The sequence below is a fragment of the Cryobacterium frigoriphilum genome (genome assembly GCF_004403305.1).
Lineage (GTDB): Bacteria > Actinomycetota > Actinomycetes > Actinomycetales > Microbacteriaceae > Cryobacterium > Cryobacterium frigoriphilum.
This window is the reverse complement of the sequence record NZ_SOHE01000077.1, coordinates 1-19,474: the sequence shown is the minus strand read 5'-3', so window position 1 is coordinate 19,474 and position 19,474 is coordinate 1. Positions and strand designations below refer to the sequence as shown.

Below are 19,474 nucleotides of genomic sequence, written 5' to 3'. Positions count from 1 at the left end.
CGGCCGGTTCGATGCGCGCGCTCGCCGACGTTTCGACCGGCTTCGGCGCCGCGGCCCCGGCCGCGGCCCCGGCGCCGGCCCCGGCAGAAACGCGAGCAGCACCAGCACTGACGCCGGACCCGGCAGCCCCAGCCCCAGCCCCAGCCCCGGCACCGTCGAACTCTCCCGCTCCCCCGGCAACGCCGATGCGCCGTTCCAGGCGTTCGACACGGGCGAGAGCGCCGCGAGTGGAATCATCCGTCGCCGGAATCAGCGCGCGCGCAATCATGAGCTCGAGGTGCAGCCGCGGCGAGGTGGCGCCGCTCATCTCGGTGAGGGCGGCGTTCAGAATGTCGGCGGTGCGCGAGAGCTCGGCGGGGCCGAACTGCGCGGCCTGGGTAGCCATGCGGTCCAACTCGTCTTGCGGAACCCCGCGCAGCACGGCCGCGGCGCCGGCGGCACTCGTTGCGTCGACGATGATCAGGTCGCGCATGCGCTCGAGCAGGTCCTCGACGAACCGGCGTGGATCTTGCCCGGTCTGAATGACGCGGTCGACGGCGTCGAAAGCGGATGCCGCATCCCGGGCACCGATCGCATCGACGGCCTCGTCGAGCAGCGCCGCACTCGTGTAGCCGAGCAGCGCGACGGCCCGCTCGTACTCGATGGACGCCCCGTCGCTGCCGGCCATCAGCTGGTCGAGCAGCGACAGGGTGTCGCGCGGGGAGCCGCCGCCGGCGCGCACGACGAGGGGCAGCACGCCCGGCGCAACCTGCATCTTCTCGGTGTCGCACATCTGCTGCACGTATTCGAGCATCGGACCCGGCGGCACGAGGCGGAACGGGTAGTGGTGGGTGCGGGAGCGAATGGTGCCGATGACCTTCTCGGGCTCGGTCGTCGCGAAGATGAACTTGACGTGCTCCGGCGGCTCCTCGACGATCTTCAGCAGCGCATTAAAGCCCTGCGGGGTGACCATGTGCGCCTCGTCGAGGATGAAGATCTTGTACCGATCGCGGGCCGGCGCGAAAATGGCCCGTTCGCGGATGTCACGGGCGTCATCCACACCGTTGTGGCTCGCCGCGTCGATCTCGACCACGTCGAGGGAGCCGCCGCCGTCGCGCGCGAGTTCGATGCAGCTCGGGCAGACGCCGCACGGAGTGTCTGTCGGGCCCTCGGCGCAGTTCAGGCAGCGGGCGAGGATGCGCGCGCTCGTTGTCTTGCCACAGCCGCGGGGTCCACTGAAGAGGTACGCATGGTTCACGCGGTTGGTGCGAAGTGCTGTCATCAGGGGTTCAGTCACCTGGGACTGCCCGATGAGGTCGGCAAAGGTCTCTGGCCGGTAACGGCGATACAGGGCGGTAACCACGGCTCAATGGTACTTGCTGCCGCTGACAGTGGCGGGGCCGGCATCCGCTGCGTGAAGCGGATGCGCCCGCGTACCATTCGACGGAGTTCGACCGCTAAACCCGTGTCCCCGGCCCGAAACAGGCCCAAACCCGGCCGAAGTCCGTCGAATGGTACGCGCAGGCTTGGCTGAGCGGCGCCGGGCAGCGGATGCCGCGGGCCGGCCCCGCAACCCGACCCGCGGCATCCGCTGCCGCAGGCCCGCGCCGCCGCGTACCATTCGACGGAGTTCGACCCCGAAAACCACACTTGCCGCCCACACACACCCGAAACCGGCCCCAAGTCCGTCGAATGGTACGCGCAGCCGGGGGCAGGCACGGAACGGCCCCGCACCAGACGAGGTGCGGGGCCGTTCCGATCGACGAGCGTTGTTCCCGCGGATAAGGGGTCATGCGGTCCCGGCGGCGGGGGGTCTGCCGGGACCGCACGTTCTAGGGGCGGTGCAGCAGACCGCGCTTGCGCAGCAGCACGAGTGCGCCGCCAAGGAGAAGAGCCAACACACCGAACAGGGTGATCGGCATCCAGTTGAGGCCGGTACTGGCCAGGAATGACTCGAACGGAGAGCCGAGCGGGCCGGATTCGTAGGTGTACCCGATCTGGTCGGGTTCACTCTGGCCGTCGACCATCACGACCACCGTTCCGGCGGCGTGCTGCGGCGCCGTGTACGTGATCAGCGAGTCGCTGACCTGCACATAAGCCACCGAGACACCATCCACCGAGACGAGCGTCGTGCTGTCGAAGCCGACTCCGAAGATCGACACCTGACCGCCACCCGACGTCGGCCCCGATGAGGGACTGATGCTCGAGATGATCGGGTCTTCATAGGTGAACATCGGAGCGGCCGGAAGGGCCATCTGCAGGGCGGAAACCACTGCTGTGCGAGCCATCGAGACGCTGCCGAGCAGCAGCCCGCCGCCGCCGGAGAGCCCGGTGAAGGAAGACAGCGCGAGCGGCGCGACCGACCCGGGGCCGGTCACCACCACGGCCACCGCAGCCGAGTCGTAGGCCGGGTTGATCGCCTGAATCTCGGTGTCCGAGACCACGGTGTACGACGTCGCTTCGACGCCGCCGAAGGTCACCGAGGTGGCCGCCGTGAATCCGAAGCCGGTGATGGTGATCGTGTCGCCACCCTCGTCTCCGCCGCGGTCCGGGCTGATGCTCAGCGCGAACGCGCCGGGCACGAACTCGAACCCGTCGGGCAGTACGCCGGTGCCGCAGGTGCCGCCGCCGATCACCGTCACGTCGACGATGCCCACGCCGGTCGGAGTGACCGCCGTGATCTGCGTGTCAGAGATGACCGTGAAGCTCTGGGCCGAGACCCCGCCGAACAGCACATCCGTCGCCACCGTGAAGCAGGTTCCGGTGATGGTCACCGTGGTGCTGCCCGTTTCCGGCCCGAACGGCGGGTCGATGGTGTCGACCGTCGTCACCGCGGTGAACGTGAACGGCAGGGGAACGGATGCCCCACCCGGCCCGCTCACAACCACCGGCACCGCGCCCGGCGCGTGCGCCGGAGTGGTGAAGGTGATCACGGTGTCGGAGACGACCACGAACGGAACCGTGACCCCGTCAATCGTGACGCCCGTCGTGCCCGTGAACCCGGTGCCGGCGATCGTGACGGGGGTGCCGCCGGTCTCCGGTCCGGTGTCAGGCGTCAGGCTCGTCGTGACCGCCGACGGGTTGTAGGTGTAGCCGAGCGGCCCCGAATCGCCGTTCGGCGATTCAACGACCGCGTCGACCAGGCCCGGAGCGTGTGCCGGAGTGACGACCGTGATCTGGGTGTCGGAGTCGACCGTGAAGCCGGTTCCGGCGAGCCCGTCAAAGGTGACAGCGGTGGCGCCGGTGAATCCGGTGCCGGTCACGACGACCGTCGTGCCGCCCGCCTCTGGGCCGTTGTCAGGAACCAGCGACAGCGCGGCGGCCGGCGGCAGGTACTCGTAGCCGTCCGGAATCACTCCGGTGCCACAGGTTCCCGCGCCGACAACCGTCACGTCGACGACGCCGGTTCCGGCCGGAACGACCGCCGTGATGACGGTGTCAGAAACAACCACGAAGCTCGTGGCCGCAACGCCGCCGAAGAGCACCGCGGTGGCGCCGGTGAAGCACTGACCGGTCAGGGTCACCGTGTTCGTGCCGGCCTCAGGTCCCGTCGGCGGGTCGACAACGTCGATCTGCGTAACGGGCGTGAAGGTGAAGTCGAGCGGCGCAGATGCCCCGCCCGGCGTGGAGACCACGACCGGCACCGTGGCCGGTACGTGTGCCGGAGTGACGATCGTCACAACGGTGTCGGACACCTCGACGAACGGCACCGAGACGCCGTCAACGGTGACACTGGTGGTTCCGGTGAAGCCGGTTCCGGTCACGGTGACGGCGGTGCCGCCGGTCTGAGGTCCGCTGGACGGGTCCAGCGAAGAGATGACCGGCAGCGCCACGAAGGTGTAGTCGAGCGCCGCGCTGTTGCCGTTGGGCGAGAGCACGACCGCGTCGACCAGGCCCGGAGCGTGTGCCGGAGTGACGACCGTGATCTGGGTGTCGGAATCGACCGTGAAGCCGGTTCCGAACAGCCCGTCAAAGGTCACCGCGGTGGCGCCGGTGAATCCGGTGCCGGTCACGACTACCGTCGTGCCACCGGCCTCAGGACCACTCGACGGAACCAGCGACAGGGCGGCGGCCGGCGGCAGGTACTCGTAGCCGTCCGGAATCACTCCGGTGCCGCAGGTACCGGCTCCGACAACCGTCACGTCGACGACGCCGGTTCCGGCCGGAACGACCGCCGTGATGACGGTGTCAGAAACAACCACGAAGCTCGTGGCGGCGACGCCGCCGAAGAGCACCGCGGTGGCTCCGGTGAAGCACTGACCGGTCAGGGTCACCGTGTTCGTGCCTGCCTCAGGTCCGGTCGGCGGGTCGACAACGTCGATCTGCGTGACGGGCGTGAAGGTGAAGTCGAGCGGCCCGGAGACCCCGCCGGGACCGGCGACCAGCACCGGCACGGTGGCCGGCAGGTGCGCGACCGTCGTGAGGGTGATCGTCGTGTCTGACACGACCACGAACGGCACCGAAACGCCGTCAACGGTCACGGCAGTCGCTCCGGTGAAGCCCGAACCGGTCAGGGTGACCGCGGTTCCTCCGGTCTGCGGCCCGCTGGAGGGGTCGATGCCGGTGAGCACGGGCAGCGGGTCGAAGGTGAACACGCCGGGAGCGGAGTTTCCGTTCGGGGCGAGCACGACCACGTCGGCCGGTCCGGGAGCGTGCGCCGGGGTCACGACGGTGATCTGGGTGTCGGAATCGACCGTGAAGCCGGTGCCGAACAGCCCGTCAAAGGTGACGGCCGTCGCATCCGTGAAGCCGGTGCCGGTGACGATCACCGTGGTGCCGCCGGCCTCTGGCCCGTTCGTGGGCGCGAGGCCCGTGATAACGGCGTCGGGCACATCCGTGAAGGTGAACGGAAGGGCACCGGATGTTCCGCCCGGCCCGGTCACAATCACCGGCACGGTCGCCGGCGCGTGAGCCGGTGTCGTGAAGGTGATCTCGGTGTCGGAGACGACCACGAACGGCACGCCGACCGCGTCAATCGTGACGCTCGTCGCCCCGGTGAACCCGGTGCCGGTGATCGTGACGGCGGTGCCGCCGGTCTCCGGTCCGTTATCGGGAACGAGGCTCGTGAGGGCGGGCAGCGGGTTGAAGGTGAACACCCCTGGCGCGCTGTTGCCGTTCGGGGAGAGCACGACCACGTCGCTCGGGCCGGGCGCGTGCGCCGCGGTCACGACCGTGATCTGGGTGTCGGAATCGACGGTGACGGTGGCGGCGGATTCACCGTCGAAGGTCACATCCGTCGCCCCGGTGAAGCCGGTGCCGGTGATGGTGACGGTGGTGCCGCCGGCCTCCGGTCCGTTATCCGGTGTGATGGCAGATATCACGGCCGCAGGCAGGTAGGTGAAACCGCCGGGAAGAGTGCCCGTCCCGCAGGTTCCCCCGCCGACGACCGTGACATCAGCAACCCCAACCCCGGCGGGGACATCCGCCGTGATCGTGGTGTCATTGACGACCACAACGTTCGTGGCCGGGGTACCGCCGATGAGCACGGCGGTGGCTCCGGTGAAGCAGGAACCGGTGATGGTCACCGAGGTGCCGCCGGTCTCAGGGCCGGTGTTCGGCACGACGCTCGTCACGACGGTGACGGGCGTGAAGGTGAAGTCGAGCGGCAGGGTCGAGCCGGCCGGATCGGTGACGACCACGGGCACCACGCCCGGCACGTGCACCGGGGTCGTGAACGTGATGTTTCCGTCATCGACGACGACGAACGGAACGCTGACGCCGTCGATCGTGACGTCGGTCGTGCCGAAGAAGCCGCTGCCGGTGATGGTCACCGGGGTGCCGCCGGTCTCGGGTCCGTTATCGGGCACGAGCGCGGTCGCGACCGGAGCCACGTTGAGGGCGTTGACGCCGACGCGGCCGGTGCCGAGGTTCAGTTCGAGCGCCTCGGCGGCGGGCAGCACGGTCACCCGCAGCGCGGTTTCGGTGAAGACTCCGGCGACGGTGGATTGGTTGTTCACCGTGAGGGTGAGCACCTCGCTGAGTACCGGTTCGAGGGCGGGCAGCAGGGTGGTGACCGTGGGAGCGAGCACCACGTCGCTGAGCCCGTTGACGGCATCCGTCAGCAGGGTGAGCGGGGCCGCGAGGGTCGCGACGAGTGCGGCGGCACCGCCGGGAAGGGTGAGGCCCGCGTTCAGCAGGGTCACGCCGGTCGTGTCGCCGGCGAGCAGGGCGCCGACGGTGGTGTTGATGGTGAGAATCGGAATATCAATACCGAGCACCGAGACGGATGCGTCCCCCACCACGGTCATGCCGTTCACGGCCGCGAGCAGCGCCGCCTCGACATCGTCGGTGAGGCTCGTGACCAGACCCAGGATGTTGGCGGTGATCGTGTTGATCACGGCCGGGGTAAGAATCTCGGTGTTGGCCGGCAGACCGTTCAGGGCGGTGATCTCGTCGAGGTCGACGTTGACCGCTCCCGTGGTGAGGTCGATTGTGACGCCCGGGAAGGCCGGGTCGGCGAGCGGCCCGGTGGTGAGGCCGGCAACCGCGGCCGCGAGGTCGGGGGTGCTGACGGCGAGGTTTGTGGTCACCACGCCGAGGCCGCCGAGCGCGGTGCCGAGGTCGGCGTCGAGCGCGACGCTCAGGCCGTTGACGGTGGCCTGCAGCGCGGCGACGCTCGTGTTGACGTCACCGACGAGGGCGGCGAGGGCCGGACTCGTGAAGCTGATGTCGGCATCCGCTATCTCGTAGCTGCCGACCGCTGCGGCCGGAGCCGCCTGCGACGCCCGGCCGCTGATCGCGCCGAGGGTCAGGCCCAGGTCGGCCAGTTCGGCCAGGCTCGCGGCCGGCAGGCCGAGGGAGTCAACGACCCCGCTGAGGCTGAGGCTGAGCGGCCCGGGCGCGACGCCCGCGGCCGGAGTGATTCCGGTGCCGATGAGGCCGGCGTCGGAGACGGTGCCGGAGGCACCGACCGAGGAGGCGTCGGCGAGGGCGCTCGCGTACTGCGAGATCACCCCGGCGCTCGTCAGGTCAAGGGGAATCTGAACGCCGCCGGGGCTCGTGATGGTGACGGCACCGAGAGCGGTGAGGTCGAGGTTGTTGGCGTTGGTCTGGTCGGCGGTGCCGTCGCTCGTGGCGGTTTCACCGGCGAGCGCGGCCACGAGGGCCAGATCCTGGTCGATCAGACTGCCGGAGAGGTACTGGCCCTCGGCGTTGGAGATGTCGCCGGGGGCGGCAGTGGCCGCGACCGCGCCGGCCCCGAGGAACAGGGCGGTGATCGCGGTGAACGCTCCGAGCCGCAGGCTCAGCCGTGCGTGCGGATGATTCGTGGCTAAGCGGCGTGTGCGCGGATGATCCGGCGGTTGGTCGCTCAGAAATGAGAACATCGACGTCGTTGACTTGGAGTCTGCGGAGTTGAGCACAGTTATCCACCTCGGGCCTACCCACAGCCGTGATTACAAGGCCCCCGCCCCACGACTTGTGGTTCACACTGGCGGCAACTTTACCGGCAACATTCACCGAATTACAAGCAAATTATGCCTTGACTTTCTAGTCCCTTTTCGGGGGGTTTTTTGCGGCTCTTAATACTATGAGTCCGTAACAACTGGTCGTACCACCCCCGTATGGGGGTGGGTTAGAGTGTGTCCAGCGCACTGAGGCAATCTCACGTCGAACACTGAGTCAATCAGAACACTGAGTCGATCAACAGCCTGAACTCGCCGCTTCACCGTTTGCCGGTTAACCCAGCCCCACCACGCCGAGCACGACACAGCACGAGCCGTCAGAAAAGATCCGACCATGACTCCCCAGCACACCTCCCCCGTACTCTCGCCGGCTGAACCGCCGACGCAGTCCCGCGCTCCCCGCGAGAAGGGCCTCCACAGTCGCCGAGCCCGCGCCATTCTGGCCGGCGGTCTCGTGCTCGGTGTCGGCGCGGCGATCACCCTCGCCGCCTGGAACGACTCCGAATTCGCCACCGGAACCTTCAGCTCCGGCCTGTTCAACCTCGAGGGCAGCATCGACGGCGTCACCTTCGGCGAGAACCCGCTCGGCACTCCCGCCGCCGTCACCTTCAGCGCCGGCTTCGACGATCTGGCTCCCGACGAGACCGTCGCCGCTCCCTTCGTCGTTCACCTCGACGCCACGACGACGGATGACGCGGACCTCACGGTCGCGAGCGCCGTCGGCTCGGGAGTCGCCGAACCCGAACTGAGCTATGGGATCGTGACCGTGGCATCGGTCGCCGCGTGCACGCCGACCGCCGTCGGGACCGTGCTCGTGGCCCCCGGCACCGCCCTCGACGCCGTCGCGACCGCACCGCTGCCGAGCGTTCCGCTCACGCAGAGCGTCGACGGCCTCGTGCCCGGCGCCGATGTCTTTCTGTGCGTTCAGGTCACCTCGAGCGCGACCCTCGTGCAGGACACCGACGCCGTGGGGCTGTGGGAGTTCGAAGCGATCAGCAACTAACCACCTCGTCGAACCGACTGGAGATCGCTGATGCGACGCCTTCCCGCACCGGAACGGCGACGCGGCCTCACCCGCATGCGCGCCGTTCTGGCGGGCGGACTGGTGTTCGGGGTCGGCGCCGCCGTGACGCTCGCGGCGTGGACCGACCAGGAACACGCCTCGAGCGGCTTCACCGCCGGCACCTTCTCGATCGTCGGAGCCGCCGACGGGGTCACCTTCACCGACCATCCGACCGCGCCCGGCGCGACGCTGACCTTCGCCGTCGCCCCGACGGCGATGGCCCCCGGCAGCACGGTGTACGCCCTGTACTCGGTGAAGACGGCGCCGACGAGCGTGCCCGGCAGCATCCAGCTGAGCGCGGATGCCGCCAATTCCTCCGGTCTCGGCGCCTACCTCACCTACGGGGTCACCCGCATCGCCGGCACGAGCTGCACCGCCGTGACGTTCGCGGGCGGCTCGGTCGACGTGGCGACGGGGTCGGCCCTGACCGCGGGAGCGGCCGGGAGCGTCGCGCTGAGCGGGGCCGGGGCATCCGTCGTCAACTATTGCTTCGCGGTGACGCTGCCGGTCGGCGCGCCGAACGCGGCGCAGGGCACGACCCTCACCGCGCACTGGATCATTAACGGAACGACGTAGGGCCGCTGATGCGCGGGCGGCGGGCGAGCGCGACGGTGACGGCGCCGGAGCCGGAGCGCAACGACGCGGGCGCAGGGTCGCGGGTCGCGGGGCATGTCGGCAACGCGCTGCTGAACCTCGCGGCGCTCGGTGGACTCGTCTGCCTCGTGCTCGTGGTGATCGCGTTCGCCTTCGACATGACCCTGATCATGTTCAAGACCGGGTCGATGAGTCCCACGATTCCGGCCGGGTCGGTGGCGCTCGTTCAGCAGGTGCCGGCCTCCGAGGTGGCGGTGGGGGACGTGGTGACCATCGACCGGGCCGCGTCGCTGCCGATCACGCACCGGGTGACATCCGTCTCGATGATTCAGGGTGAGGCCGAGGCGCGCCTGATCACGATGCGGGGCGACGCGAATGCGACGGATGACCCCGCGCCGTACACGGTGACGTCGGTGCGCGCGGTGCTCGGCTCGATGCCGGGCCTCGCCCACGTCGTGGTGTGGATGTCGAACCCGCTCGTGCTCGGGGCGATCGCGCTGGGCGCGTCGGTGCTCGTGACGTGGGCGTTCTGGCCGCGAACGCCGCGGCGGCCTGAGCGCCCGGCCGCCACCACGCCGCGGCTGATCGGCACCGTGCTTCTGGTCGCCGGGGTGCTGGCCGGCGCCGGGCTCGTCGCCGCACCAGCGGATGGCGCCGCGGCGGTGTCGCTCGCCCCGACGACCATTCGAGCCCCCGACGAGGAGCAGACCATTCGCGGCGACGAACTCGTGATGACGCTCATCGGCAACCAGGCCGAGATGTCTGACCTCGACCCCGGCGAGGTACTGCAGTGGCAGGTCGGCATCGACGTGGGTTCCGACGAGCCCGGCACCGTGAACATCGCTCTCTCGGGCACGGGAACCCGCGGCCTCGGCCTCGAGGCCCAGGTCAGCTCGTGCGGGCGGCGCTGGATCGACGGCGCCTGCGCCTCCGGGGCGACGGTGCTGCGCACCGCGCACCGCGTCATGCTCGACGGGGTCGAACGTGATCTGGCGACCATGCCGGCGACCGAGCAGCGCTGGCTGCTCTTCAACGTCTGGCGGGGAGCGGACGCCACCAGCGTCACTACCGCGGGATCCGTGCGGTTGCAGGTGCACGCATCCGGTGCCGGCGGTGACCTCACGGCCTCCCCCGGACGCCTCAGCGGGATCGCGTCGACCGGGGTCGACCCACTCGTGCCCGCGCTCCTGGCGGGCGGGGCCGTGCTGCTCGGCCTGGTCATAGCCGGGGGCGCGGCCGCGCTGCGTCGACGGCGGCAGCGATGAGCGCCCGCGCGGGTGCCGGCCGCACGGCTCGGCTCGGCCTGATCGGGGCGCTGCTCCTCGCGCTCGTCGGCGGGGTCGGGAGCCCGGCGGTGACCGAGGCGGCGTTCACGGATGCCGAGCACGGGACATCCGTCGCGCTGACCGCGATCGTGGTGCCGGCGCCGATCATCGACACCTGTGTGGCACAGACGCTGCTGCTCTCGCTCGTGCTCACGCCGCGGGTGACGATTACGTGGCACTATCCGACCGCCGGCTACACCGGGGCGAACGCCCGGTACTTCTATTCCGATACCGGGCTGCTGGGGCTCATCAGCGTGCCGCTCGGCAGCGGAGTGACGACGACGGGGCCGTCGTCGGGAACCTACACGAGCACCTTCCAGGGAACCCTGCTCGCCGGGATCCTCGGCGGGTCGGCCGATATCGGGCTCGGGGCGGCGCACGCGAGCGGATGGGTGTCGCCGGTCTCGACGGCCCACGCCACCTTCCCCCTGCTCGTCGGCACCGGAAGCTGCGTCATCAGCAACGCCTAGCCCCCGTACCATTCGACGGAGTTTGCGGCTGCAACCACCCGTTGGGGCCACAATCCGCTCATCACGGGCTCAATCTCCGTCGAATGGTACGCACGGGCGACGGCGGGGCCGGCTAGCGGGGTGTCGCGCGGCCCCGGCGAGAACCTCACGGGGCCATCTCTCGAGTTGCCCTCGGCAAGCGGATGCCGCGCCCCATCACCGCGCTCCCCGTACCATTCGACGGAGTTTGACGCCCAAACGTGCTGTTCCGGGGCACAACCGGGCCAAACCGGGTCAATCTCCGTCGAATGGTACGCGGACTGAGTTAGATGCGGGCCAGGGTCTGGCGGGCGATCTCGAGCTCCTCGTTGGTGGGGAAGACGAGCACGGTGACGCGGGAGTCATCCGCTGAAATACGGCGCGGGCCGCGGTGCTTCGAGGCATTGCGCACCGGGTCGATACGGATGCCGAGGGCCTCGAGGCCGCCGAGCGCTCGCGCCCGGATCATGGGATCATTCTCGCCGACGCCGGCCGTGAAGGAGATGACGTCGACCCGTCCGAGCTGCGCGTAGTACGCCCCGATGTAATGCTTCAGGCGATGCACGTACACGTCGATGGCGAGCTGCGAGGGGCCGTCGCCGGCTTCCGCTGCCACGATCACGTCGCGCATGTCACCGCGGCCGGTGAGCCCGAGGAGGCCGCTGCCGCGGTTCAGCAGGGTGTCGAGCTCGTCGACGCTGAGGCCGGCGCGGCGGTTGAGGTGAAAGAGCACGCCGGGGTCGATGTCGCCGGAGCGGGTGCCCATGACCAGGCCCTCGAGCGGGGTCATGCCCATGCTCGTCTCGACGGACTTGCCGGCGCGGATGGCGCAGACGGATCCGCCGTTGCCGAGGTGCAGCACGATCTGGTTGAGGTCTTCAGGGGCCCGGTCCAGAAATTCGGCGCTCGAGCGGGCGACGAAACCGTGGCTGGTGCCGTGGAATCCGTAGCGGCGCACGCGGTACTTCTCGGCCAGGTCGACGTTGATCGCGTAGGTGAACGCCTCGGGCGGCAGCGTCTGGTGGAACGCGGTGTCGAAGATGGCCACGTGCGGCACGGCCGGGAAGGCCTCGACCGCCGCGACGATTCCCTGCAGTGCGCCCGGGTTGTGCAGCGGCGCGAGCGAGGACAGCTCGTCGATGTCGCGCTCGACCTGCTCGGTGACGATGGTGGGTTCGTGAAAGCGGGCCCCGCCGTGCACGACGCGGTGCCCGACGGCGACCGGAGCGTGCAGTTCGAGCGAGGGGCCGTGCAGCGCGAACGCCTCGAGCATCACGGCGAACCCGACCGTGTGGTTGGGGATCGGCAGTTCGCGGGTGAACTTCTCCGCCGTCATCACCACGTCGGCACCGGCGCCACGTGCCGCGAGGGCGGGTGAATCGTCGGTTACGACGGCGCTAACCGACGATTCACCCGCTTTCGCGGCCAGGGCGGCGGCGGCGAGGGCGGGCTCGGCGGGGGTGAAGACCGTGTGGATCGACGTGCCCATGAGTTCGCCGATGCGCTCGACCAGGCCGCTCGCGACGGTCGTCTCGGTGTCCATCTCGATCAGCTGGTACTTGAACGACGAGGAACCCGAGTTGACGACGAGCACGGCGGTCATACGCTGACCTTCGCATTCGACGTCGCAGCAGCGGATGCCGCCGCCTCGGTCAGCGACGCGGCCTGGATGGCCGTGATGGCAACGGTGTTCACGATGTCTTGCACGAGAGCTCCCCGGGACAGGTCGTTGATGGGTTTGCGCAGGCCTTGAAGAACCGGGCCGATCGCCACGGCGCCGGCACTGCGCTGCACGGCCTTGTAGGTGTTGTTGCCGGTGTTGAGGTCGGGAAAAATGAAGACCGTCGCGCGCCCGGCCACGGCGGAGCCGGGCATCTTCGTGGCGGCGACCAGGGCATCCGCTGCCGCATCGTACTGAATCGGGCCCTCGACGAGCAGGTCGGGGCGGCGCTCACGCACCAGGGCGGTCGCGGTGCGCACCTTTTCGACGTCGGCACCCTCTCCCGACGACCCGGTCGAGTAGGACAGCATCGCGATGCGCGGCTCGATGCCGAACTGCACGGCCGTTTCGGCGGCGCTGATGGCGATGTCGGCGAGCTGCTCGGCGGTCGGCATCGGAATCACGGCGCAGTCGCCGTAGACCAGAACGCGGTCGGCGAGGGCCATCAAAAAGACGCTCGACACCACGCCGACGCCGGGACGGGTCTTGATGATTTCGAAGCTCGGCCGAATCGTGTGCGCGGTCGTGTGGGTCGCGCCGGAGACCATGCCGTCGGCGATGCCGAGCTGCACCATCATGGTGCCGAAGAACGACACGTCGGTGACGATGTCGCGGGCGTGGTCGACGGTCATGCCCTTGTGGGCGCGCAGTTTCGCGTACTCCTCGGCGAAGCGCAGGCGCAGCACGTCGTCGTAGGGGCTGAGCACCTGGGCGCGCGAAATGTCGAGGCCGAGGCCGATCGCGCGCGAACGCACCTCGATCTCCTCTCCGAGAATGGTGAGGTCGGCCACGTCGCGGGCGAGCAGGGTCGCGGCGGCGCGCAACACGCGGTCGTCTTCGCCCTCGGGCAGCACGATGTGCTGACGCTTCGAGCGCGCCCGCTCGAGCAGCCCGTACTCGAACATGAGCGGCGTGACGACGTCGGCCTGGCTCACCTCGAGCTTGTCCAGCAAGACGGATGCGTCCACGTGCGTCTCGAACAGTGCCAGCGCGGTGTCGTGCTTGCGCTGCGAGTCGGCCGCGAGACGACCGCGCGTGCGCGTGATGCGCAGGGTGGTCTGGTACGAGCCGAGGTCGGTGCGGATGATCGGCAGACTCGGCGCGAGGCCCTCCATGAGGCGCTGGATCGGCTCGGGCAGCTCGAAGCCGCCGTTCAGCACGATGCCGGCGATCGAGGGGAAGGTGGCCGAGGCGTTGGCGAGCAGCACACCCAGCAGCACGTCTTCACGGTCGCCGGGAACGACCACGACCGACCCCTCGATGAGGCGCGGCAGAACGTTGACCATCGACATGGCGCCCACGACAACACCGAGCGCCTCGCGGGCGAGCAGTTCGGGGTCACCCTTGATCAGGGTGCCGTCGGTGGCCTCCATGATGCTCTTCATGCTCGGCGCAACCAGGTAGGGATCTTCGGGAATCGCCCAGACCGGCATCTCGCCGGCGAGTCCGGTCTCTTTCTGGTGCGCGGGTGCGTCGACGACGGTGCGCACGGCGGCGACGATCGCTTCGAGCTCGGTCGGTTCGGCCCGGTTCACGACGACGGCGAGCAGCGAGGCGTGCTCGTCGCGCAGTTCGGTGATGGCGACATCCGTCAGCTGACGAATCTCGGTGACGGTGCGGGCGGGGCTCTGGCCGAGCCATTCGCCCTGGCTCTGGCTGTCGCGGCCACCGAGCACGAGCAGCACCGGGGCGCCGAGGTTGGCGGCGATGCGCGCGTTGAAGGCCAGTTCGGTGGGGCTGCCGACGTCGGTGTAGTCGCTGCCGATGACGACGACCGTGTCGCAGAACGCTTCGATCGCTTTGTAGCGCTGCACGATCACGGCGAGGGCCGCGTCGGGGTCGGTGTTGACGGCGTCGTAGCTCACGCCGATGCTCTGCTCGTAGCTCTGCACCGGAACCGGACCGGTGCCGTTGACGCTCGACGCGCCGGCCTTGAGGTGCTCGAGCAGCAGCTCGAGCACGTAGTCGGGCTCGTGGGAGCTGCGCGCCACGGGTCGGAAGACCCCGACCCGCCGCACCGAGTGCGTCAGAGTGTCGAGAACGCCGAGGGCGATCGTCGATTTGCCGGTGTTGCCCTCGGCCGAGGTGATGTAGATGCTTCGTGCCACAGTGTCCATCCAACCGCATTGTCGATGTGAGAGTTCCGGGCGAGGCCCGGGCGGAACGGGCGCCCTCGACCGATTCGCTAGCAAGCTGGGCGATCCCGACGGTGGGACCCGCACCAACGCGTCGCCGGGCACAGTGTGCGGCGAATCTCGGCGGCCGAAACGGGCGCAGAGTGCCGGAACGAATGCGGCGGTGACCTGCCTAGTATGGCGCATGCGCTGGCACCGCATGTCGCGTGCCCCGTTCAGGGCGCGCCACGGGTGCGCCACGGGTGCGGCACGCGGGCGGCACGGGGGCGGCGCGCGTCGCCGCACCCCGGCCCGGTCAGGAGTTGTCGCCGCCGGTTGACGCGGCGGCCCGCACCGAGGCGGTGAGGTCGTCGGCGGATGCCGCTCCCCCGCCACCAACGCCGGCCGCGGTACCGCTCGCGGCGGCCCAGGTCCAGTCGACGACGGCCGGAGCGTCTTCGCCGTGGTCTCGGGTGTACTGCCACGCGGCGAGCCGGGCGTCCTGCATCCGCTGCCGCAGCAGGCCGAGGCGGGCGCCGAGGCCGGGGGTGCGATCGATGACGTCGATGACCAGCTGGTAGCGGTCGAGGTCGTTCATCATGACCATGTCGAACGGCGTGGTGGTGGTGCCGTTCTCCTTGTAGCCGCGGGCGTGCAGGTTCTCGTGGCCGTGACGCTTGTAGGTCAGGCGATGGATCAGCCACGGATACCCGTGGTAGGCGAAGATGATCGGCTTGTCGGGGGTGAAGATGGCATCGAAGGCGGCGTCGGTGAGACCGTGCGGGTGGTCTTCGGCGCTCTGCAGGCGCATCAGGTCGACGACGTTGACGACGCGCACGGCGAGGTCGGGGGCGTGCTCGCGCAGAATCGCGGCGGCGGCGAGCACCTCGAGGGTCGGCACGTCGCCCGCGGCGGCGAGCACGACATCCGGCGCCTGACCGGGCGTTTCGGTACCGGCCCAGTCGAAGATGCCGAGACCGCGGGTGCAGTGCGCGACCGCTTCGTCGATGGTCAGCAGGTTCGGGGCCGGCTGCTTGCCGGCGATGACGACGTTGACGTAATCGACGCTGCGCAGGCAGTGGTCGTAGGTGCTCAGCAGGGTGTTCGCGTCGAAGGGCAGGTAGACGCGCACGACGTCGGCGCTCTTGTTCACGACGTGGTCGATGAAACCCGGGTCCTGGTGACTGAAGCCGTTGTGGTCCTGGCGCCAGACGTGCGAGCTGAGCAGGTAGTTCAGGCTCGCGATCGAGCGCCGCCACGGGATCTCGCTCGTCACCTTGAGCCACTTGGCGTGCTGGTTGAACATCGAGTCGATGATGTGGATGAACGCTTCGTAGCAGTTGTAGACGCCGTGACGGCCGGTCAGCAGGTAGCCCTCGAGCCAGCCCTGACACTGGTGCTCGCTGAGCATCTCCATCACCCGGCCGGCCCGGGCGAGATTGGTGTCGCCCGGTCGGATCTCGGCGTTCCACTGCTTCGCCGTGACCTCGTAGACCGGCGGCGCGAGCCGGTTAGACGCGGTCTCATCCGGCCCGAAGATACGAAAGTTCTCGGGATTCAACCGGATGACCTCGGCCAGGAAGCCGCCGAGCACCCGGGTGGCCTCGTCGAGCGTCGCGCCGGGCGAGGGCACGTCGACGGCGAAGTCGCGAAAGTCGGGCAGCACGAGGTCGCGGCGCAGCAGGCCGCCGTTGGCGATGGGGTTCGCGCTCATGCGCAGCTCACCGACCGGCGCGAGGTCGGTGATGAGGGCGACCGGGGCGCCGGCCTCGTCGAAGAGTTCCTCGGGGCGGTAGGAGTGCATCCAGTCCTCAAGCAGGCTCGTGTGCGCCTCGGTGTCGCGGGCATTGCTGAGCGGAACCTGGTGCGCGCGCCAGGTGCCCTCGACCTGGTTGCCGTCGATGACGGGCGGGCAGGTCCAGCCCTTCGGGGTGCGCAGAATGATCATCGGCCAGCGCGGCCGGGCGAAGTCCTCCCCCGCCTCCTGGGCTGCGGCAGCGGATGCCTTGATCTCGGCGATCTGGTTCAGCACCGTGTCGAGGGTCGCGGCCATGCGCTCGTGCACCCGGAAGGGGTCTTCGCCGTCGAAGCCGCCGCTGACGATATAAGGAGTGTGGCCGTAGCCGCGCATCAGGTCGAGCAGCTCGTCTTCGGGGATGCGGGCCAGCACGGTCGGGTTGGCGATCTTGTACCCGTTGAGGTGCAAAATCGGAAGTACGACGCCGTCGTGCACCGGGTCGATGAACTTGTTCGAGTGCCAGCTCGTGGCCAGGGGCCCGGTTTCGGCCTCGCCGTCGCCGACAACGGCCGCCACCAGCAGGGTCGGGTTGTCGAAGGCGGCGCCGTAGGCGTGGCTGAGGGCGTAGCCGAGCTCGCCGCCCTCGTGGATCGAGCCGGGCAGCTCGGGCGAGGCGTGGCTCGGGATGCCGCCGGGAAAGCTGAACTGACGGAACAGCTTCTGCACGCCGTCTTCGGTTCGCGCAATGTCGGGGTAGATCTCGCTGTAGGTGCCCTCGAGGTAGGCGTTGGCCACCATTCCTGGCCCGCCGTGGCCGGGCCCGGCGATGTAGATCGTGTTGAGCGAGCGCTCCTGGATGGCGCGGTTCAGGTGCGCGTAGAGAAAGTTGAGTCCGGGGGTCGTGCCCCAGTGGCCGAGCAGGCGCGGCTTGATGTGGTCGCGGGTGAGCGGCTCCCGCAGCAGGGCGTTGCCGAGCAGGTAGATCTGGCCCACGGCGAGGTAGTTCGCGGCGCGCCACCAGGCGTCGATGCTCGCGAGCGCCTCAGGCGTGAGCGGGGCGGGTTCGCGGCTGGCCCAGGGGGTCAGGGTGGCGAGGGCGGGACCGGACGTTTCCAGCATGGGTTCTCCAAGCATTGTGTGATCGGGCACTGTTTCAAGCGGCAGTTCCAGTCTAAGGAGAGCCACCGACACTCTGAGGTCGGCAGGGGCGCGGCGACGGCCCGGCCCGAGTGACCGGCCCGAAGTGCGGCAGAAAGAGGGGCCGAAGGTCCCGGGGCGCCGGGCGGGGCATCCGTCGCCTGCACGGGCGCCGGGCACAGAAAAGACCCCTCGCGCACCCGTCAGAGCCCGGTTACCCTTGCTACGTTTCCGTCCTGGGGGAGTTGGCCTGGATGGCGCCACGCGAGGAGCCAAGCCCTAATCCTAGGCTAATTGCGGGGCGGCAACGGCACGCTCAGAAAACAGGTAGGATTCTCGGGTGCCGTTCTTGCAAGAACGGTGGCTAAGGAGAATTCGCCTAGTGGCCTATGGCGCACGCTTGGAAAGCGTGTTGGGTGAAAGCCCTCGGGGGTTCGAATCCCCCATTCTCCGCCAGCTACCCCCGTCTGTCAGCGAAAAAATACTGACGGAACGGGGGTTTTCTTGTTGCGGCGCGGGTTGACAGCTCCGCAGGCGACGGATGCCGCGGATGCAGCGGCGCGGCTTCACCGCCCGGGCGCAGCACCCGCGGCGAATCACCGCACGGTCAGCGCGGCGCGCGCTCCGAGAAAGTGACCGACTTGCCCAGAACCTGAGAACCAACGGTCATCTCGGGGTGAACAGCACAACGCTTTAAGCAGTGGATGCCGCATCCGGCACCGGTGTTTCCGTCGCTGCCGACGGCAGCAGCGCGACGGCGAGCAGCATGAGGGCGCCGAGCAGCGGGATCAGCCCGAGCAGCGCGTACCAGCCGCTGAGATTCGCGTCGTGCAGTCGGCGCACGAGCACGGCCTGGCTCGGCACGAACAGCGCGAGCACGAGCAGCGCGGCGAGGATTTCGGTCCCGAAGCTGGCGGCCACCGCGACCGCGCCGCGGGTTCCGTCGCCGAGCACGAGCAGCTGAATGAGCGCGACGACGGTGACCACCGCGGCGAGAAACGCGCTCCACCACCAGAACTCGCGCCGGGTAGCGCGGCCGCTGAACGTGGCATAGTGGCCGGCGACGGATGCGACGGCCCCCGCCGCCTGCGCCGCCACCGCCCGCAGCCCGGTCACCGCACCGGCCAGCCGCGCGGTCAGCGAACTCTCGGCGGGTGCCCGCGTGCGGTCTTCCCGGCGGGTCGTCACGCCTACCGGCCCGCGGTGGCGGCGGCGCGCTCGGCCACTCCACGCACGAAGGAGGCCTGGCCGGCGTGCTGCAGTACATCCCCGAGCACGCTCACGAGGCGGGCGGCGCGGGTGACCGGCGGGGTCCAGCGGCGGTCGATGACCTCGGCGAGGTCCGCCTCGGTCAGGGTGGCCAGGTAGGCGAGGCTGTCTGCGTTCACAGCGTCGTAGTAGCCGGCGAGCAGTTCGGCGTCGGGGCGCACGGCGAAGACATCGGCCGGGGTCTGGCCGTAGCCGGTGGCGTCGTCGTCGAACGGCAGTGCGAACCGGGCGGCCCAGCCAGCGCGCGTCCAGGCCTGCTCGGTGCCGGCGAGTTCGCTGAGGTGGTCGTCCTGAACGCGGGTGAGGTGCCAGACGAGCCAGGCGATCGTGTTGGCGTCGGCATCCGCCCGGTAGGTCAGGGTGTCGGCGTTCGCGCCGGTGACGGCCTCGTGCACGATGTCCTGGAGGCGCCCGAAGGATTCGAGCAGCAGGTCGGTCGCGGTCATGGAGCTCCTTGGGTGGTGGGCGTCGGGCTGTCAACGCTACTCCGCCCACGCGTGAGCCGCCTCGCCTCACGCGAAAGCGGGTGAATCGTCGGTCTGTGCGCGGCAAAGTCAAGTCGTCGGAGCAACGTGGTGGTTTTAGGCTGCGAGGAGCAGCTGGTTGAGCCGTTGGCCCGGGGTGTCGAGGTCGAGGGTGGGGCG

The 19,474-nt window shown here is 69.4% G+C and carries 11 protein-coding genes, 1 tRNA gene and 1 other RNA gene; 5 read left to right on the top strand and 8 right to left on the bottom strand.

The genetic code is table 11. The features are described from left to right. A partial coding sequence (locus tag E3T55_RS17550; protein WP_134520837.1) for a DNA polymerase III subunit gamma and tau occupies positions 1–1,342 on the bottom strand: 1,342 nt, incomplete at its 3' end. 469 nt (positions 1,343–1,811) lie between these two features. Then, positions 1,812–7,340, bottom strand: a complete 5,529-nt coding sequence (locus E3T55_RS17545) for an IPT/TIG domain-containing protein (protein WP_134520836.1) — start codon at positions 7,338–7,340, stop codon at positions 1,812–1,814. Positions 7,341–7,716: 376 nt separating this feature from the next. On the opposite strand from E3T55_RS17545, the gene E3T55_RS17540 reads away from it, so the two are divergent. Genes E3T55_RS17540 through E3T55_RS17525 form a run of 4 tightly spaced genes read left to right on the top strand, consistent with a single transcriptional unit; the run spans position 7,717 to position 10,834 of the window. Next, on the top strand, positions 7,717–8,385 hold the full coding sequence (locus E3T55_RS17540) for a SipW-dependent-type signal peptide-containing protein (protein WP_134520835.1): 669 nt from the start codon (positions 7,717–7,719) through the stop codon (positions 8,383–8,385). 30 nt (positions 8,386–8,415) lie between these two features. Continuing rightward, on the top strand, positions 8,416–9,021 hold the full coding sequence (locus tag E3T55_RS17535; RefSeq protein ID WP_134520834.1) for a SipW-dependent-type signal peptide-containing protein: 606 nt from the start codon (positions 8,416–8,418) through the stop codon (positions 9,019–9,021). An 8-nt stretch (positions 9,022–9,029) separates the two neighbouring features. After that, entirely contained in the window at positions 9,030–10,304 is a 1,275-nt protein-coding gene (locus E3T55_RS17530; RefSeq protein ID WP_134520833.1) for a signal peptidase I, read from the top strand. Next, positions 10,301–10,834, top strand: coding sequence for a hypothetical protein (locus tag E3T55_RS17525; RefSeq protein WP_134520832.1), 534 nt, complete (start codon positions 10,301–10,303; stop codon positions 10,832–10,834). Before E3T55_RS17530 ends, E3T55_RS17525 begins: the two co-directional genes overlap by 4 nt. A gap of 304 nt (positions 10,835–11,138) precedes the next feature. Here the strand turns inward: E3T55_RS17525 and E3T55_RS17520 are convergent, their stop codons facing one another. The 4 genes from E3T55_RS17520 to ffs form a co-directional block, all read right to left on the bottom strand. Beyond that, entirely contained in the window at positions 11,139–12,455 is a 1,317-nt protein-coding gene (locus E3T55_RS17520; protein WP_134520831.1) for an acetate/propionate family kinase, read from the bottom strand. Beyond that, the gene (pta, locus tag E3T55_RS17515) at positions 12,452–14,680 is read right to left on the bottom strand and encodes a phosphate acetyltransferase (protein WP_134520830.1); all 2,229 of its coding nucleotides are present in this window, start codon (positions 14,678–14,680) and stop codon (positions 12,452–12,454) included. Before pta ends, E3T55_RS17520 begins: the two co-directional genes overlap by 4 nt. A gap of 322 nt (positions 14,681–15,002) precedes the next feature. Beyond that, positions 15,003–17,543, bottom strand: a complete 2,541-nt coding sequence (locus E3T55_RS17510; protein ID WP_134520829.1) for a phosphoketolase family protein — start codon at positions 17,541–17,543, stop codon at positions 15,003–15,005. Between the two features lie 198 nt (positions 17,544–17,741). Then, an RNA gene (gene ffs, locus E3T55_RS17505) (signal recognition particle sRNA small type) lies at positions 17,742–17,838 on the bottom strand. A gap of 91 nt (positions 17,839–17,929) precedes the next feature. Between ffs and E3T55_RS17500 the strand changes: the two genes are divergently transcribed. After that, a tRNA-Ser gene (locus E3T55_RS17500) sits at positions 17,930–18,017 on the top strand. A 237-nt stretch (positions 18,018–18,254) separates the two neighbouring features. Here the strand turns inward: E3T55_RS17500 and E3T55_RS17495 are convergent. Together E3T55_RS17495 and E3T55_RS17490 are read right to left on the bottom strand one after the other, a co-directional pair. Continuing rightward, complete coding sequence (locus tag E3T55_RS17495; protein WP_166791827.1) at positions 18,255–18,749, bottom strand: DUF805 domain-containing protein; 495 nt, start codon at positions 18,747–18,749, stop codon at positions 18,255–18,257. 2 nt (positions 18,750–18,751) lie between these two features. Continuing rightward, positions 18,752–19,276 (bottom strand): mycothiol transferase, encoded by a 525-nt coding sequence (locus E3T55_RS17490; RefSeq protein ID WP_134520828.1) that lies wholly within the window; start codon positions 19,274–19,276, stop codon positions 18,752–18,754. Between the last annotated feature and the right edge of the window lie 198 nt (positions 19,277–19,474).

Bases quoted from the DNA above. Each gene is read 5' to 3' on its own strand.
- E3T55_RS17540 (WP_134520835.1), top strand. From the start codon at position 7,717: ATGACTCCCCAGCACACCTCCCCCGTACTCTCGCCGGCTGAACCGCCG.
- E3T55_RS17535 (WP_134520834.1), top strand. From the start codon at position 8,416: ATGCGACGCCTTCCCGCACCGGAACGGCGACGCGGCCTCACCCGCATG.
- E3T55_RS17530 (WP_134520833.1), top strand. From the start codon at position 9,030: ATGCGCGGGCGGCGGGCGAGCGCGACGGTGACGGCGCCGGAGCCGGAG.
- E3T55_RS17525 (WP_134520832.1), top strand. From the start codon at position 10,301: ATGAGCGCCCGCGCGGGTGCCGGCCGCACGGCTCGGCTCGGCCTGATC.
- E3T55_RS17520 (WP_134520831.1), bottom strand. From the start codon at position 12,455: ATGACCGCCGTGCTCGTCGTCAACTCGGGTTCCTCGTCGTTCAAGTAC.
- E3T55_RS17510 (WP_134520829.1), bottom strand. From the start codon at position 17,543: ATGCTGGAAACGTCCGGTCCCGCCCTCGCCACCCTGACCCCCTGGGCC.
- E3T55_RS17490 (WP_134520828.1), bottom strand. From the start codon at position 19,276: ATGACCGCGACCGACCTGCTGCTCGAATCCTTCGGGCGCCTCCAGGAC.